11 protein-coding genes and 1 pseudogene are annotated in these 16,593 nt (G+C 50.6%); 6 read left to right on the top strand and 6 right to left on the bottom strand.

Annotated elements, in window-relative coordinates; all coding sequences use genetic code 11:
• A pseudogene (locus tag DW757_RS07690) lies at positions 1-533 on the bottom strand (BclA protein); the annotation flags it as partial.
• Positions 534-1,013: 480 nt separating this feature from the next.
• On the opposite strand from DW757_RS07690, the gene DW757_RS07685 reads away from it, so the two are divergent.
• A complete protein-coding gene (locus DW757_RS07685; RefSeq protein ID WP_118751415.1) occupies positions 1,014-3,560 on the top strand; it encodes a sensor domain-containing diguanylate cyclase in 2,547 nt (848 codons plus the stop codon).
• Between the two features lie 83 nt (positions 3,561-3,643).
• Here DW757_RS07685 and DW757_RS07680 read toward each other — a convergent pair whose 3' ends face one another.
• The gene (locus DW757_RS07680; protein WP_008398969.1) at positions 3,644-4,672 is read right to left on the bottom strand and encodes a 3-deoxy-7-phosphoheptulonate synthase; all 1,029 of its coding nucleotides are present in this window, start codon (positions 4,670-4,672) and stop codon (positions 3,644-3,646) included.
• A 255-nt stretch (positions 4,673-4,927) separates the two neighbouring features.
• On the opposite strand from DW757_RS07680, the gene DW757_RS07675 reads away from it, so the two are divergent.
• From DW757_RS07675 to DW757_RS07650, 5 genes are all read left to right on the top strand, one after another.
• The gene (locus DW757_RS07675; RefSeq protein WP_118751414.1) at positions 4,928-5,575 is read left to right on the top strand and encodes a DUF4358 domain-containing protein; all 648 of its coding nucleotides are present in this window, start codon (positions 4,928-4,930) and stop codon (positions 5,573-5,575) included.
• 61 nt (positions 5,576-5,636) lie between these two features.
• Positions 5,637-7,076, top strand: coding sequence for an MBOAT family O-acyltransferase (locus tag DW757_RS07670; protein WP_015572991.1), 1,440 nt, complete (start codon positions 5,637-5,639; stop codon positions 7,074-7,076).
• Positions 7,077-7,185: 109 nt separating this feature from the next.
• The gene (locus DW757_RS07665) at positions 7,186-8,424 is read left to right on the top strand and encodes a DHHW family protein (protein WP_118751413.1); all 1,239 of its coding nucleotides are present in this window, start codon (positions 7,186-7,188) and stop codon (positions 8,422-8,424) included.
• 792 nt (positions 8,425-9,216) lie between these two features.
• Positions 9,217-10,578, top strand: coding sequence for an MATE family efflux transporter (locus tag DW757_RS07655; RefSeq protein ID WP_015544689.1), 1,362 nt, complete (start codon positions 9,217-9,219; stop codon positions 10,576-10,578).
• Between the two features lie 24 nt (positions 10,579-10,602).
• On the top strand, positions 10,603-11,337 hold the full coding sequence (locus DW757_RS07650; RefSeq protein ID WP_118751411.1) for a class I SAM-dependent methyltransferase: 735 nt from the start codon (positions 10,603-10,605) through the stop codon (positions 11,335-11,337).
• 43 nt (positions 11,338-11,380) lie between these two features.
• Here DW757_RS07650 and DW757_RS07645 read toward each other — a convergent pair whose 3' ends face one another.
• The 4 genes from DW757_RS07645 to DW757_RS07630 all read right to left on the bottom strand — a co-directional run bounded on the left by DW757_RS07645 (position 11,381) and on the right by DW757_RS07630 (position 16,573).
• The gene (locus tag DW757_RS07645; protein ID WP_243033505.1) at positions 11,381-12,409 is read right to left on the bottom strand and encodes a TAXI family TRAP transporter solute-binding subunit; all 1,029 of its coding nucleotides are present in this window, start codon (positions 12,407-12,409) and stop codon (positions 11,381-11,383) included.
• Positions 12,410-12,710: 301 nt separating this feature from the next.
• Positions 12,711-13,961 carry a sodium/glutamate symporter gene (locus DW757_RS07640; RefSeq protein ID WP_118751409.1) on the bottom strand — a complete coding sequence of 417 codons (1,251 nt, stop codon included), beginning with the start codon at positions 13,959-13,961 and terminating at the stop codon, positions 12,711-12,713.
• Positions 13,962-14,072: 111 nt separating this feature from the next.
• Entirely contained in the window at positions 14,073-14,765 is a 693-nt protein-coding gene (locus DW757_RS07635) for a response regulator (protein ID WP_008398960.1), read from the bottom strand.
• The gene (locus DW757_RS07630; RefSeq protein ID WP_243033502.1) at positions 14,753-16,573 is read right to left on the bottom strand and encodes an ATP-binding protein; all 1,821 of its coding nucleotides are present in this window, start codon (positions 16,571-16,573) and stop codon (positions 14,753-14,755) included. Before DW757_RS07630 ends, DW757_RS07635 begins: the two co-directional genes overlap by 13 nt.
• Between the last annotated feature and the right edge of the window lie 20 nt (positions 16,574-16,593).

Genomic DNA, 16,593 nt, shown 5'->3' with positions numbered 1-16,593 from the left:
GGTCCGGCAACAGAGAGCAGTGTAAAGTCAGAGTTAGTTCCCGGTGTAGCTAAAATTCCATTTCTGGCAGCACGGTAAATGCTTCCGTTGAAGTAAACAATATCCCCTTCAGCATAAGTGACAGTGGGATTATAGGCAGTAGCGGTGTCAAGTCCTGGTCCGGGTGCGCCGGTCGGTCCTGTGGCACCTGTGGCGCCGGTAGCGCCCTGAGGTCCTGCCGGCCCCTGGGCTCCCTGAGGTCCTGCCGGCCCCTGAGGCCCCTGAGGTCCCTGAGGCCCTGCCGGTCCCTGGAGTCCCTGAGGCCCCTGAGGTCCGGTCGGTCCGGTTCCGCCCTGAGGAATTGTAAAGTTCAGAATGGGCCGGCAGGGAGTGCCGCTGTTAAATACATTGGCGGCTGTCCCGGGAAGCCCTGTGATGGTCTGCCCGATGGCGATTGGCTGAGGGCAGGTACCAGGCGGGCATGGGTTCGGCGGAAAAATAGGCGGGCATGGGCGTCCGCACTGGCATGGATTTTGATTGCATCTATTACACATAAATAAATCCTTCATGTTTTGTTTTAATATAATATATGCAGGGATGTACTTTGGGTGAAAAGACAGCATACAGGGGAAGAAAAGCTCTGGGCAGAGGTGATTTTTCTGCTCTTTACGCCGGTGATTTATCGTGCTATAATGTCCGGTAGACAGAATTTTATCATACTTCAGAGAAAATAAGATTTTAAAATAAGCTGCTGAGAGCAGTGCTGTTTTCTGAAACAGTCGGGACAGACAGAACTTATGCCTGTCTTTTTAGGGTACGGTTTTTTAGGCTGCACAGATAACAGAGCGGCTTTTTGCCTGGATAGGAAACAGAGAGGCTGTCGCATACCGCAGAAAATTTCGTCTCCCGGATACAGAAAGATTCAGGGATGTACACGATGCGTGGGCGCTGGTCTTTTGGGAGCCACACTCCGGTGCATATTTTACATAACGGAATAAGGAAGAGAGAATATCTATTGGGCGGGCGGTCAGAAGATGAGTGAAACAATGAAGAAAAAAGAAGGTGCAGTTATCAGGACAATGCCGTTTCACGCACCTATTTTACTATGCGGAATTTTTATAACCGTTATTCTTTCAGGAATTTATTTATACAGAACAGAGTACATATTGAAGGAAAATGCGAAGCATCTGGCAAAATTATATGCAGAACGTTTTGAGACAGTGACAGAAGATGCGGCAGATCGGACGAATGTCATGAAGGCGGCAGTTCAGTCATCAAAGGGAAAGATGACGGAGGAAGAATTTAATCAGATCATGTCACTGGCCGGCACAGGAAGGGGCATAATTTCAGAAATTCTTGTCACAGGGAGCGGGGAAATATATCAGTATCCGAAGAATGTACTGCCTCAGTCTGCATCGCAGAATGGTGTAAGGGCAGAAGTTGAAAAGCTCAGGAGTCTTGCAGAAGAAAGAAAAGAAAACGTATTGGGGACTCCACTGGAAACGGAAAAGCTGTCAGCAGTCTCTATCCTGGTATCTCCGATTTTTACGGTTCAGGGGCAGAAGGAGAAGCTTTGCGGATTTGCCTGCGCTGTCTTGGACGTTGATAAAATATCTAAGGAAGCAGGATGGGAGGATTTAAAAAATAAGGGATATTCATATAAGCTGGTGACAGAATCCGGAAGTTCAGCAATTTCTATGGGAAATGTGGATGAGAGCCAGGCTGTGCAGCAGCCGGTTTCTGTTCCGGGGGGACAGTGGAACCTGTCTGTTACGCTTGACAAAGGATGGACGGACTGGGAAGGTTGCGTGATAATCGTGATGCTTGGATTAGCTGCCAGCGCAGCTCTGTCATATATTTATCATGTCTCCCAGGAGAGGAAACGCATTCTCGACGCTTTGGAGCTGGAAGATGAAATTTTTCGCATTTCCATGGAGGAGAGCGGCCTCACTGTATTTATCTATAACCAGGAAGACAGGAGGCTTGTATTTCAGAACAGCAGTCAGAATGGAAGCAGGAGAGGAAGGGTACTGGAACATATTCCTGAAAGAATGGCAGAGAAGATTCAGGATTCAGGCATGCGAAAAGGATTTCTCGGCATGTTTAAGGCTCTGGAAAATGGAAAGAGGAGTGCCTCCTGCGTCATGAAAAAACAGACGGAGAAGGGGACGATCTGGGAACGGGTGACCCTTGTAAATCCATTTCCCGACAAGTATGGAAACCGAAAAATTATCGGTATCATTCAGGATATTACGGCTGAGAGGAAAATCGAACTGGATGACGAGATTTTAAGGATTTCTGCCGATTACAGCGGGCTGTCGGTGTTTATCTACAATAAAGAGACACAGGAGCTGACCTTCAAGAACAGAGGAGGCTGGGATATAGAATTTCCGGCTAATATGAAAATGAGTCTGGAAGATGCTGCAGAGCGTTTCATCAGTCCGGAATCAAAGGGAAAATTTTTGAGCGCTTTTGAGGAGATCATTGAGACAAGGAGGCAGACGATCTGCAGGGCTGCAGCGGTTTTTGATGGAGAGGAGCGATGGAAAAAAATTACGCTTCTTAATCCGTTTTCCCTGCAGAGCAGCGCAAGGCAGATTGTCGGTATCATTGAAGATGTGACAGAGGAGAGAAAGAAGGAGCATCAGCTTTTAAAAGAGAAGGCATATATGGAGGCAATGATAGGACAGTCCGTGTTTCATCTGGAAACGAATGTGACCCGCAATCGTCTGCTGTCCTATAACCGGATTCCTGTTCCGGAGGGAGAGCATATTCAGTATGAAGAATTCATTCAGGAGCATGTAGCTCAGATCGTGTACCAGGAGGATGCCAGGGAGGTATCGGATATCCTGAGCTGTGACAGGCTGAAGGAAGAGTTTTACTCCAAGGGGAAAAACCAATTTTCCCTTGAATACCGGAGACGTACGGACCATGGATATTCCTGGTGTGTGGCAAATATATATCTGACAGAGCTCCCGGAAAGCCATGAGCTGAATGCCGTAGTGGTTTCCCACAACAATGAGGAAAAGAAAAAGAAGGAGCTGGAGCTTCTCTATAAGGCAGAGAGGGATCAGCTGACCGGGCTTTACAACCGGGCTGCCTCTGAGAGAAATATAAATGCCAGCCTGTCTATCGGAGCCAGGGACATGAAATCAGCATTTCTTCTGATTGATCTGGATAATTTTAAGGAGATCAATGACACAATGGGACATGTACAGGGAGATTTGGTCCTCAGGGAAGTTGCCGAGATACTGAGGATCAGTTTTCGAAAGACAGATATTGTGGGGCGCCTTGGCGGAGATGAATTTATCGTTCTGATGAGAGACATCAAATCACAGGAGAATGTGCGATCCAGTGCAGAAAAGCTCCTTGGGCTTTTACGGCGCACATATAAAAGAGAGGGGCGGGAGGTAAGTATCAGCGGTTCCATTGGGATTGCCATGGTTCCGGAATGCGGAAGGAAATTTAAACATCTGTATGACTGCGCAGATCAGGCCCTCTATTCTGTCAAATATGCGGGAAAGGGAGGCTACTGCTTTGCCGAAAAGGCGGACAGCAGGCAGAAGGCAGAACAGGAATAGCGAGGGGAATGCAAAAAGACCGGTACAAAACAGACTGACGCCACAGAGACAGCTTTTGTACCGGTCTTTTATTCAGACGATTTCTAAATGCTTTCTGCAATATCATAGAGCAGCCGTTCCGAATCATCCCATCCCAGACATGGATCCGTGATGGATTTTCCGTAGCAGTGCTCTCCTACCTTCTGACATCCTGGCTCCAGATAGCTCTCGATCATGACGCCCTTGACAAAATCTCTGATATCGTCTGAGTGGCGGCGGCTGTGCAGAACTTCCTTCACAATACGGATCTGCTCCATATACTGCTTGTTGGAATTGGAGTGGTTGGCATCTACAATGCAGGCAGGATTTTCAAGGCTGCGCTCTGAGTAGAGCTCCAGGAGCAGGCGCAGATCCTCATAGTGGTAATTGGGCAGGCACTGGTTATGCTTATTGACTGCACCGCGAAGAATACAGTGGGTAAGGGGGTTGCCCTTTGTCTTAACCTCCCAGCTTCTGTAGATAAATTCATGGCCGTGCTGTGCCGCGTGAACGGCATTTAACATGACAGAGAGAGCGCCGCTGGTGGGATTTTTCATACCCACGGGCACGTCAACGCCGCTGGAGACGAGGCGGTGCTGCTGGTTTTCCACTGAGCGGGCACCTACGGCAATGTATGATAAAAGATCAGACAGATAGGTCAGGTTATCCGGGTACAGCATCTCGTCTGCCGTGGAGAAGCCGGTTTCCGCTATGACGCGCATGTGGAGCTTGCGGATGGCAATTAACCCTTCGTGGAGGTCGGGCTTTTTCTCCGGGTTTGGCTGGTGAAGAAGGCCCTTGTATCCATCACCGGTTGTCCGGGGCTTGTTTGTGTAGATCCGGGGAATCAGGATCAGCTTGTCCTTAACTTTATCCTGAACTTTTGCAAGACGGGAAACATACTCACACACGGAGTCCTCCCGGTCTGCGGAGCAGGGGCCGATAATGACCAGAAATTTGCTGCTCTTTCCTGTAAACACATCTTTAATCTCTTCGTCTTTTCTGGCTTTCTCTGCCGCCAGAGCCGGAGCCAGCGGGAACTGGGCCCGGATTTCGTCCGGCGTGGGAAGTTTGCTGACATACTCAAATCCCATGGTTTAGTCCTCCTAAAATCGTAAGTATTCTTTAAGCAAAAGTAAATTGTAATTCACATGTGGCTACATTATAATATAGAAATCTGGATTCGGCAAGTGTATGACCGCGGGAAATTGCCCGGGCGTCAGACAGGCCGGAGCTTCTTCCTTTCTCTGAAAGAGACAGGCATACTGCCTGGCGGGTTCTGGGAAAAAGAGAAAAGAGCTGGGAAGAGACAAGAATGCAGAATGAATTAAGGAGAGCAGAAGGGTATTATGAAGAAGAAAACCTATGTATTGGCCGCAGTTCTGGCGGCGTTGAGCCTGAGTGCGTGCGCACCGGCATCAGAAAGCGGAGAACAGGCGACAGCGGATATGGAAGAGTCTGCACAGCAGGATACCACAGAGGCGCCTGAAACAGAGGAAGACACACAGGATAGCGAAGAGGCCGGAAGCTCCCAGGCGGAAGCTTCTGACGAAAAGCTCAATGAAATCTATGCGGCCGTGAGGGAAGCATATGGGGAGCGTTACATTCCCAGCATGGAGCTTGACAGTGAGATGCTGGAAAATATTTACGGGATCAGCAGAGACTGGTACGAGGCCTGCATTGCAGAGGGGCCGATGATCTCTGCCCATGTGGAAACATTCATGGGATTTAAGGCAGTGTCAGGACACGAGGAGGACATTGCGGCTGCCCTCTATGACTACAGGGATCAGCAGCTGACGGACGGAATGCAGTACCCCATGAATCTTCCCAAGCTGGAGGCATCCCAGGTTTTGGAGGAAGATGGATACGTGTTTTTTGTCATGCTCGGCTCAGCTGACACAGAGGCTGAAGAACAGGGAGAGGAAGCAGCTCTGGAATCGGCAAAGGCAAATAATCAGATCGGCGTTGATGTGATAGAGGGATTTTTTGCAGAATAGAAAACAGGCGCGGGGGCTCCGTCACCCGGATAACCCGCAGCCTTTGCAGGAGGAAGGGTAAATGGTATTTTCAAGCCTTCTGTTTTTATTCCGGTTTCTGCCGGCTGTGATACTGGCCTATTATTTGGTGCCCACAAGGCTTCGCAATGGCGTTCTCTTCATTGGAAGCCTTGTTTTTTATGGATGGGGAGAGCCCGTTTATATCACCCTGCTCCTGTTTTCCACCCTGGTGGATTTTTTTCACGGACAGCTGGTAGAACATTTTCAGAAGCAGGGGAGTATCAGGATGGCCAGGATGGCGGTGGCCTCTTCGGTCATCATTAACCTGGGCCTTCTGTGCTTTTTTAAATACACCGATTTTCTGATCAGGAGCACAAACGAGATTCTGGGCACTCAGCTGCCTCTTCTGGGGCTGGCGCTTCCTGTGGGAATTTCTTTCTACACTTTTCAGACCATGTCTTATACCATTGACGTATACCGGGGAGAGGCGAAGGCGCAGAAGGACCTGATTGCTTTCGGAGCCTATGTTTCCATGTTTCCGCAGCTGATTGCAGGGCCCATCGTCCGCTATCACACGATAGCCCGGGAGCTGTCAGCAAGACAGGAGAGTCTCTCTCGGTTTTCCCTGGGAGTCAGGCGCTTCTGCATAGGACTCGGGAAAAAGGTGCTGATTGCAAACCAGGCGGGAGCTCTGTTCTCCGAAATTTCAGGGATGTTTGCAGATGACCGGAGTATTCTTCTGGTCTGGCTTGGCATTTTCGCCTTCGGAATGCAGATCTATTTTGACTTTTCAGGCTATTCAGATATGGCGGTAGGTCTGGGAGCCATGTTCGGCTTCCATTTTCCGGAAAATTTTCGTTACCCCTATACGGCCTCAAGCATTACAGAGTTCTGGAGAAGGTGGCATATTTCTCTCGGCACCTGGTTCAGGGAATATGTCTATATTCCCCTTGGCGGAAACAGAAGAGGGGTCAGAGTCCAGGTGAGGAATATTCTGATTGTATGGCTGCTCACAGGCATCTGGCACGGCGCAGGCTTCAATTTTCTCCTATGGGGATTGTACTTCGGCGTCCTTCTGCTTGCGGAAAAGCTGTTTTTGAAAGGAATTCTGGAGAGGCTCCCGCGGGCGGCAGGCATTTTCTATGCACAGGTTCTTGTGATTCTGGGATGGGTGCTGTTTGCCTTTGAGGATATGGGGCAGATCGGCGTCTGGCTGTCTCAGATGGCTGGATTTTACCGCACGGCAGCAGGCAGCTTTCTTCCCCTGGCAACTGACAGGACGGTGTATCTTTTCCTGTCAAACCTGCTGCTCCTTGGGGCGGCAGTTCTGGGGGCAACGAGACTTCCGGCCCTTGGAGCCGGTTTCGCCATGAAGCTTCTGGAAAAAAAGAAGGGGGCGAGAGAGGTGCTGGAGCTTAGCTTCTGCCTGCTTCTGCTTTTATTTTCCACGGCCTTTCTGGTTAATGCCGGCTATAATCCGTTTTTGTATTTCAGATTCTGATTCTGTATTTCAGATTTTGATTTTGTATTTCAGATTCTGACAGGGAGAGCAGCCATGTCTGGCTGACCGGCGAGGAAGGGCGCGGGATTGCGGGAGAGGAGAGTGCAGGATGAGAGAAGAGCAAAAGCACAGACAGAAAAAAGGAAGGCAGGGACTGCCGCTCACAGCTGCTTTTCTGGGATTTCTGGCTGTGTTTGGGGCCGGCCTGGTCTTTCTTCCGGAAAAAGTATTTTCGGATACAGAGAACCGGTATCTGGCGCAGAAGCCGGAATGGACACCAGAGGCTTTTCTGGACGGCAGCTATGGGGAAGACTATGAGAAGTACCTTTCGGATCAGTTTCCGATGAGGGGAGGCCTGGTGGCTCTAAAGGCGCTGGCCCAGAGAAGTGCCGGAAAGAGAGATGTAAACGGCGTGTATTTTGGGAAGGATGGGTATTTTATTGAGCGGTTTGACAGGGAGAAGCTCCTAAACGGACAGCTTCAGAAAAATATCGCTTATCTGGCAAAGGCAGTCAGCAGTTTTGAGGAAAGCCTGGGGGAGGATCATGTCCGGGTGATGCTTGTACCGTCGGCGTCCCAGATTCTGACAGAGAAGCTGCCCGATTTTGCCGAGCCCTGGGATCAGACAGAGGTTTATGAGCTCCTTCAGGAGGCGGCATGGCGGGAAAATGCTGCCGGAAAAGGGAAGAGAGGAGAGGCACAGGACTGGCCCTCATGGCTTCTCAGGCCGGATCAGGTGCTTGCCGGGCACAGCGGGGAGGAACTGTACTACAGGACAGATCATCACTGGACTACGAAGGGAGCCTACTACGCCTTTTCCTGCTGGATGGACTCCATAGGGGAGAAGGCCCCCGACATGGAAAAATACGACAGAACTGTGGTGACAGAGGAGTTTCTGGGAACCATTCACTCGAAGTTAAATATTCCCATGAACCCTGACAGAATTGAGGTATGGACGCCTGCCGGTGCAGGAGAGTGGAATGGGGACAGCCAGTTTGAGGTATTTTACGACGGCGTTCCTGAGGCACACGGAAGTCTCTATGAGCCAGAGCGGCTTAAAGGCAGAGACAAGTATGCAGTTTTTCTGGACGGCAACCACGCGCTGACAGAAATCGTGAACACAGAGGCCGCAGGGCACAGGCGGCTTCTGATCATAAAGGACTCCTACGCCCACTGCTTTGCCGCCTTTGCGGCTCCCTATTTTGAGCGGGTGTACATGGCTGATCTGCGGTACCTGAATCAGAAGCTGTCAGAGCTGTCTGAGGAAGAGAAGGTGACGGATGTGCTGGTGCTCTACCAGATACCGGGCTTTGCCAGCGACGAAAATGTTACAAAAATCGCCAGATAGGTGACAGTTTTGTAAAAAGAATTTAATAAATTTGCGGGGTACAGCTTGACGGAACGGAAGTTTCATATTAGAATAGAACAGAATAAAAACCGTTCAGGTTTTACCTATTTCTATGATTCAAAAAATTTTAAAAATTTTTTGAAATAAATGCAATAAAACATAAGTCTGTTGCATTAACTAATTGAACGGATGAAAATGATTTCTGTTTCTGGCAGACGGAAGACATACTATAACAACATATCAAGCTACTCGAAATTCCTTGATGCATTACACCCCGTTACAGGTATGTTTCCAAAGCAGTGCAGAAAATTTTCAAATACAGGCCATTCCAACCAACCAACCGGCCTGTAGGCGAATAAAAAAGACCGGGCTGAGAAATCAGTGCCGGTCTTTTTTATTCAATAGGAAATTTCATTTCCTATTGAATAAAAATGACGTTGATGCGCACTCGCGCGCAAGGTAAAAATTGCCTGAAGGCAACCGCGCTCGGCGCGAGTGTGCGCCAAGGCGCACACTTTTTTATACAGCAGGAAACTCCGTTCCCTGTTATATAAAAACGCTCCGCGGGGATCACACTGGGTTGGAGAGGAAAATGCCGCTTTTGCGGCCCGCCGCAGGCGGAGAATCCTGCGAGGCAGGATTCTTTTTTCTTTCGATCAAGAAAGCAGTCGGCAGAATCCTTTGCTTCGAAATCAGGAGCGGGAGTGAAGGCAGTTTTCTGCTGCTATTTTTTTGTGTTGACAAGACTGGGGAAACAGGGTATAAATGTCAATGCAAAAGGGGGAACAGAAGATGAAAATAGAAAATGATCTGGGCCGGGATGATGTCCGGCTCCTTGTTATGAGAATTGCGATTCCGTCCATGCTGGCTCAGTTTGTCAGTGTGCTTTACAGCGTGGTGGACCGCATGTACATCGGAAATATTCCAGAGATAGGCGAGACTGCTCTGGCCGGCGTCGGCGTCTGCGGGCCGATTGTAACGCTCATCACGGCATTCGGCTCCCTGGTGGGAGTGGGAGGAGCGCCGCTGATGAGCATACGCCTGGGAGAGAAGGACGAAAAGGGAGCCTCTCAGATTCTTGCGAACTGCTTTCTGTTGCTTTCTGCGATTTCTCTCATTATTATGGCGGCAGCCCTGCTTCTGAAAAACAGGCTCCTTGTGTGGTTCGGGGCCAGTGAGGCCATTTTTCCCTATGCCAACGACTATATTACCATCTATCTTTTGGGAACGATTTTTGCCCTTCTGTCTATCGGCATGAACCAGTTTATCATCTGCCAGGGCTTTGCAAAGGTGGCGATGAAGTCGGTGATGCTGGGGGCAGTGGTCAATATTGTGCTGGATCCTGTTTTTATTTTCGGCTTTGACATGGGAGTGAAAGGCGGAGCTCTGGCTACGGTCATCTCTCAGATGGCTTCTGCCGCCTTCGTGCTTGCCTTCCTGTTTGGCAAACGGGTGCCGATCCGCATCACCTTCGGCAATTACCAGTGGAGAATTATGCGGAAGGTAATTTTTCTAGGGCTCTCACCCTTCCTTATCGTTGCCTTTGACAATGTGCTGGTTATCGCAATGAACGCCTCCCTTCAGCATTATGGAGGGCCGGAAGGGGATATGCTTTTGACCTGCAATACGATTGTTCAGAGCTTTATGCTGATGGTGACAATGCCTTTAGGCGGAATCACAGGGGGAACCCAGTCCATTCTCGGGTACAATTTCGGCGCGCGCAGATCCGACCGTGTGCTGGCGGCTCAGCAGTGGATTGTGACGCTGGCCCTCATCTTTACAGCGGTTATGTTTATCATTGCCCAGGCAGTTCCGCAGTATTTTGTCCGCATTTTTACGAGAGAGCCGGAGTATGTGGAGCTGACAGTCTGGGCCATTCGGGTATTTACGCTGGGCATCATTCCGCTGTCCATACAGTATGGGATTGTAGACGGCTATACGGGGATGGGAATTGCGCCTATTGCCATCTCGCTGTCGGCTTTCCGAAAGACGCTGTATCTGCTGGGAGTGTTTTTGATACCGATGATTTTTGGTGTAAGGGCTGTATTCTATACAGAGCCTTTCTCTGACTTTTTGGGAACTGCGGTCAGCATCGCTGTCTATCTGCTGACGATGAAAAAGATCCTGAGGAGAAGAGAAAACGGGGCCCTGTAGCAAGGCAGCAGAGGGAGAAAAGGTATGAAGGAAAACAAGTATGACGATCCTGTATTTTTTGAAAAATACAGCCAGATGGAGCGCTCAAAAAAGGGGCTGAAGGGGGCCGGAGAGTGGTCCGAGCTTGAAAAACTGCTTCCCGATTTCAGGGGGAAGAAAGTCCTTGACCTGGGTTGCGGCTATGGATGGCACTGCCGGTATGCAGCAGAGCACGGAGCCCTGTCTGTGCTGGGAACGGATCTGTCGGAAAAGATGCTGGGAAGGGCAAGGCAGATCAACAGCTGCGAAGGAGTTGAGTACCGCCTGACGGCTATGGAAGATTTGGAGTTTGATGACAGCTCCTTTGACGTGGTGCTGAGTTCTCTTGCATTTCATTATGTCCGTGATTTTCAGCCACTCGTCGGGAAGATCAGCCGCTTTTTAAAGCCGGGAGGGGATTTCGTGTTTTCTGTGGAGCACCCTGTATTTACCGCCTATGGAACCCAGGACTGGTATTACGGAGAGAATAAGGAGATCCTTCACTTTCCGGTGGACAATTATTACTATGAGGGGGCGAGGGAGGCAGTGTTTCTGGGGGAAAAGGTGACAAAGTATCACAGGACGCTGACCACCTATCTGAATACCCTTCTGGAATGCGGCTTCGAGCTGACACATATCGTAGAACCTCAGCCGCCGGAGGAGATGATGGGACTTCCCGGAATGAGAGATGAGATGCGAAGGCCAATGATGCTCCTTGCAGCGGCTGTGAAAAGACAGTAATCGGGTACAGGGAGCCGTACCCGGAAGACATTTGAAATCCGGGCTACCGAAGGAGCCCCTGCTCCCTGTAGAAACGCTCGGCACCCGGGTGGAGCGGTATGGGAAGCTCGCTGTACATGAAGCCTTCATCAGACATGGGCTTCAGGAGAGCCTGCTCTTCTCCGAGAGCCACTCTGCTGGAATAGAGGATAGAGGTCAGCTCGTGAACCAGCTCCTCGTCCATGCTTTCGTCTACACAGACCAGACATTTGACGCCAAAGGAGTCCACATCCTCCGCCTGCCCCTTATAGGTTCCGGCAGGGATCCTGGCCCGGTAATAGAAGCTGTTTTCAGACAGAATCTGGTTCAGTTCGCTGGCTGTGTATTTTAAAAGCCTTGAAGGTGCCTGGACAGACAGGTTATACAGGCCCTCGACGGGAGTTCCGGCAAAGCCGTGGACAGCGTCCAGGTTTCCCGCCAAAACCTGCTCTGCCCCGTACCCGATGCCTCCCCGCGTTTCAATTTCCGTGTTCTCCGGGGATATGTCAAGCAGGTCAAAGACAATGCGGGCAGAAAGGTCCGTATTTGATGCCTCAGGACCTACAGAGACACGGCTGCCCTTCAGATCATGAACGTAAAACAGAGAAGAGGAGTTCAGGGCCATCCAGTTGGAAATGCTGAAGTATACAGCCCCGATCGTCCGAAGCTCTGTCTGGGGGGCGGCTGAAAACTCGTGAGTTCCATGGAAGGCCGCATAGGCCGCATCACCGCTGACAAGGCCCAGATCAATCTGGCCTTCGCTCAGCATCTGGATATTGGTGTAGGATCCGGTAGAGGCGCATATATTTACATGGATATGCTCCGAAGTTGTTTCAATGGATTCGGCGATGGCCTCTCCGGCCGGGTACATGCTTCCTCCTCTGTCAGCTGTCCCAATGGTGAGAACAGTGATCGTGCTGTCTGGTTGTTCGGTCCCGCCGGAAAAGGCAGAGGAATACCCGTTAAGCGAGCATGAGCAGAGAAATGGGATCGCAATAAGGATGCCGATGACAGAACGGGCAGATATAGACATAAGGTGTATCAGGTGTTTCAATGGCAGTCCTCCCATTTTTTATGGCAGAACGGCTATGTGAAACAGTTTCTGCCGCCCTGCTGTAAGGTGAAATATTATTCATAACTATAACACAAAATTAACATTCGGAAAAGGGAAAATGAAGTCAGAAAAAACGAAATTCCGTGAAAAGGAAATTCAGAAAAAAACATCAGAAAACTTCAGGAAGAAGAGAAAAAGAAAATCAGAGAAAGTATCGGAATACAGGAAAGTGCCCGCAGCCATTTGGATAGCTGCGGGCACTTTCCTTTTCCCTCTGGCAAAGAAAGATTCGGCACCGTCTTTATTTTCCTACGATTCCGCCGAAGACAGAGAGGAAAATCGGGTTGTAGATATCGTCAATGATAACGGCGAAGGACGGGTACAGTACCCAGGCAACATTATGCCAGCCATAGGCATCCATAACAGCCTTCTCATTTGCAACGGCATTCGGGCCGGAGCCGCAGCCCCATCCGCAGTTTCCGGCAGCCATGACAGCGGCGCCGTAGTCGCGTCCGAACATGTTGTAGGAGACAAAGATGGCAAACAGGGCCATTAATACTGCCTGAACGAGAAGGATAATTCCCATCTGTCCCGCAACAGGTGCAAGAGCCGTAATATCAATGGTCATCAGAACCAGAGCCAGGTACAGCTCGAGGAACATGTGCTCGATGGCATCCACCTCAGGAGTGTAGAACTTGATGTTTAATGCCTCCATCACATTCCTTGCGATAGCGCCGGCGAAGAGGCAGCCGATGAATTTCGGCATCTCGATCATCGGAATGTTGTCGAGGATACAGTAGATCGGCATTCCGAGAGCGGCAACCAGCAGACACATGGCAAACATGGAAATCATGCGGCTGTTGTTTAAGGGGATTACCTCGCCTGTCTTTGCGGACTCCGGCTTGTCATTGGGGTCAGCCTTTAATTTGTGGCGTGTGATCAGGAAGGCAGCTACAGGGCCGCCGATTAAGGAACCCATGATATTTCCGCAGGTTCCGGCTGCCACGCCGATGGTTGTGGCGTTGGGAGCGCCCCACTCCTCGAAGATTGCGCCGAAGGCAGATGCAGTTCCCACGCCGCCGGACATGGACGCTGAGGAGCACTGAAGGGCCAGCAGCGGGTGAAGGCCGATGGCATTTCCCACCAGCACGCCGATAATATCCTGCAGGGTGATTAAAAGACATGCGGCAACGGCAATCATGATACAAAGCTTGCCGCCGGCATGTTTAATCATTTTCAGGCTGAAGCCGAAGCCGACGCACAGGAAGAACAGGTTCTGGCACAGATCCTGCATGATTTTCGTATCAAAGGAAATGCCGACAATACCTGCCCCCTTGATGGCGGACACGATGATGGAAAAGATGATTCCGGATACAACGGGCGCCGGGATTGCATACTTGCGCAAAAGCGCAGAATGTGCAACGATAGCACGGCCTGCAAAGATTACAATGGCCGCGAAGCCCAGGGTGGTCAGATACTCAAACTTGAACGATGCCACAGCGCCGTCGGCAGCAGGAGTATATGTACCAAAGTAGCTTAAAATTGCTTCCATAACAGTTCCCTCCGTTTCTCTATGTTATGAATGTGTTAAAAATTTATAAATAAAATATAAAGAAACAGAAAAGGAAAGTCAATTTATGTAACTATTGACAGGCTTTCGTAACTAAAGTACATGGCCGGAGCAGGTATATTTGATGGAGGGCCGGCCGCCGGTCTGGTAATCCACGGAGCTTACAATCTCCCCTATTTCCAGCATATAGTTCATATAGCGGCGAATGGTTATCCGGGATAAGTGCACCTGCTCGGCAATCTGTTCACTGGAAAAGAGCTCGCCGGGCCTGCTTTTCAGAAAATTCCGGATCAGGGTCAGAGTAGTTTCGCTTAAGCCCTTGGCAAGTTCTGTCTGGCAGGAGGGGGAAGCCGGCTGCGCATGGGAGAGCAGCCGGTCAATCTCTGCCTGATTCAGCTCAGGAGAGCCGTCCAGACAGCTTCTGGTCTGTGCAAAGCGGGAGAGGGCCTGGCGAAATCTTGACCGCTCAAAGGGCTTAACCAGATAGTCCAGCACGCCCCGGGAGAGAAGCTCCTGGACAATGGCAGAGTCGCCGGCAGATGTGACCATGATAACGGAGGGAGCCTTTCCCATGCTGTGCAGCCGGTCAATAAATTCCTGCCCGGTCATCAGCGGCATGTAGTAATCCAGGATAATCAGATCCACCTCCTCTCTGCTCAGCCAGGAAAGAGCATCCTGACCGGATTTAAAGATCTGCTTTACAGAAAAGGAGGGCTCCAGCTCCACATACTGGCGGTTGATGGAAGCCACCATCGGATCATCCTCTACGATAATTACTGAATACATGTTTCGTTCTCCTTTTGCGTGAAGGTGAGGGTAATCACTGTTCCCTCTCCCTCCTCTGTTTCTATAGTAAGCTCTCCCCTGCGGCGCTCGGCAATATCCTTTATAAGGAACAGGCCAAGGCCCCGGCTTTCACCTTTTGTGGACACCCCCTTGTCACAGATGCGCTCAGCCAGCTCTCTGCAGATGCCGCGTCCTGTATCTTCGCAGACAATCAGGTTAAAATCCCTCCGACAGAAAAGGGAGAGTTTGATTTCCTTTATTGCCCTGTCTGCATTGTCCGGGTCTGCCAGCTCCTCCACGGCATTTTCCAGGAGGTTTCCCACTACGGTAATCATTTCCTCGCTGGGAATCAGCAGATCGTGCTCCAGGCAGATGCTGTCGGGAGAGAGGGACAGGCGGATCCCAAGCTCCGCCGCGTGCATCATTTTTCCGATAATCAGGGCGCAGATGGAAGATACGCGGATGCGCTCAGCAGTTTCTCTGACAGCCTGGCTGGATACAAGGCTGCTGTTCATGATAAAGGTGATAGCCTTTTTTGTTTCTCCTGTCTGCAGATAGCCCAGGATGACGTGGAGCTTGTTCATAAACTCATGGTTAAAGGCACGCAGCGTATCCAGGGTTGCGCGGGTTCCGGACAGCTCGTCCGACATTCGCAGCACCTCGGTTCTGTCGTTCAGCACCATGAGGACGCCCTTCATGGAATTCTTCCTTATAATGGGAATTGTCTTAATGAGAAGGGTACGGCTGCCGACATTTGAGATCAGGCCGGAGACAGAGGCGGTTTTGAAGCTGTCCGCCAGGACTCGGCTTTCCTGAGCTTTCTCAGCGTCAGTCCCTGACGACATAATTTTTTGTACCGGCTGTTTTTTCGGCTCACGGGATGCCTCTGCCCCGGACCGGGAATCATCATCGGACAGCAGGCGGGAAAAATCTGTATCTGGAAACAGTGCAGACAGCTGTTTTCCCTCCAGACTGCCGGACGTGCGGCTGCCGCAGAACAGATCGGGCGCCGCCTGATTTGCAAACAGAACCCTGCCGGAAGGATCGGCGGCTATGAGCCCTTCCTCCAGGGAGCCCAGAACCGCATCCTGACGGATGTAGATATCTAACAGCTCCTCCGGCTCGTGGCCCATCAGCCTTCCCTGCAGCAAAACCACAACGCCTCTCGACAGAAGCAGGCTTACAAGAAGCATAAAGGCCAGCACCGTCAGATACAGGGTGACAATGCGCTTCTGGCTGTCAGACAGATGGGCGGTAAAAACTGAGGCCATCACATACCCGATGATGGAGCCCGAGTCATCCTGAATGGAGTGAAAGGCGCGGCGCTGGGTGCCGAGGGAGCCGTAGCCGGTGGTAATATAGGGAGGACTTCCGGCCAGAACCGCCGCCTCGTCGCCATCTGTGACTGTCTCACCGGTCGTATTGCGGTCCGTGTGGTAAAAGCGCAGTCCGTTCTTGTCGCAGATGAGCACCACATTCAGGTTGACCGTATTTCTGCACAGGGAGTCCAGATCCCGGCGAAGGGACTCAGAGGGATATCCCATCTGAAGCATATCAGCTACCTGGGGCATGGAGGCGATGTAGGCAGCGGTTCCGCTGATGGTGGAATCTACCTCCTTTCTCTGCCTGGTAATATCATAATACATGGTAATGCCCAGCGAGAGCAGCAGGAGAACTGCGGAGACGGCGAAAAAACTGCGGGAGAGGGTAGTCTCCAGCGTCGTCTTTTTTTTCTTTTTGCAGGCACTGCTGTGAGTTCTCCGGACAGAATTTTTTATTCTGAAAAGATTTAAATTGCTGAAATTCACCTGTTTCACATCCTGTTTTT

The organism is Clostridium sp. AM29-11AC (assembly GCF_003480545.1).
Classification (GTDB): domain Bacteria; phylum Bacillota; class Clostridia; order Lachnospirales; family Lachnospiraceae; genus Otoolea; species Otoolea saccharolyticum_A.
Note: the sequence above shows the minus strand (reverse complement) of the source record. Positions and strands in the feature narration are given on the sequence as shown.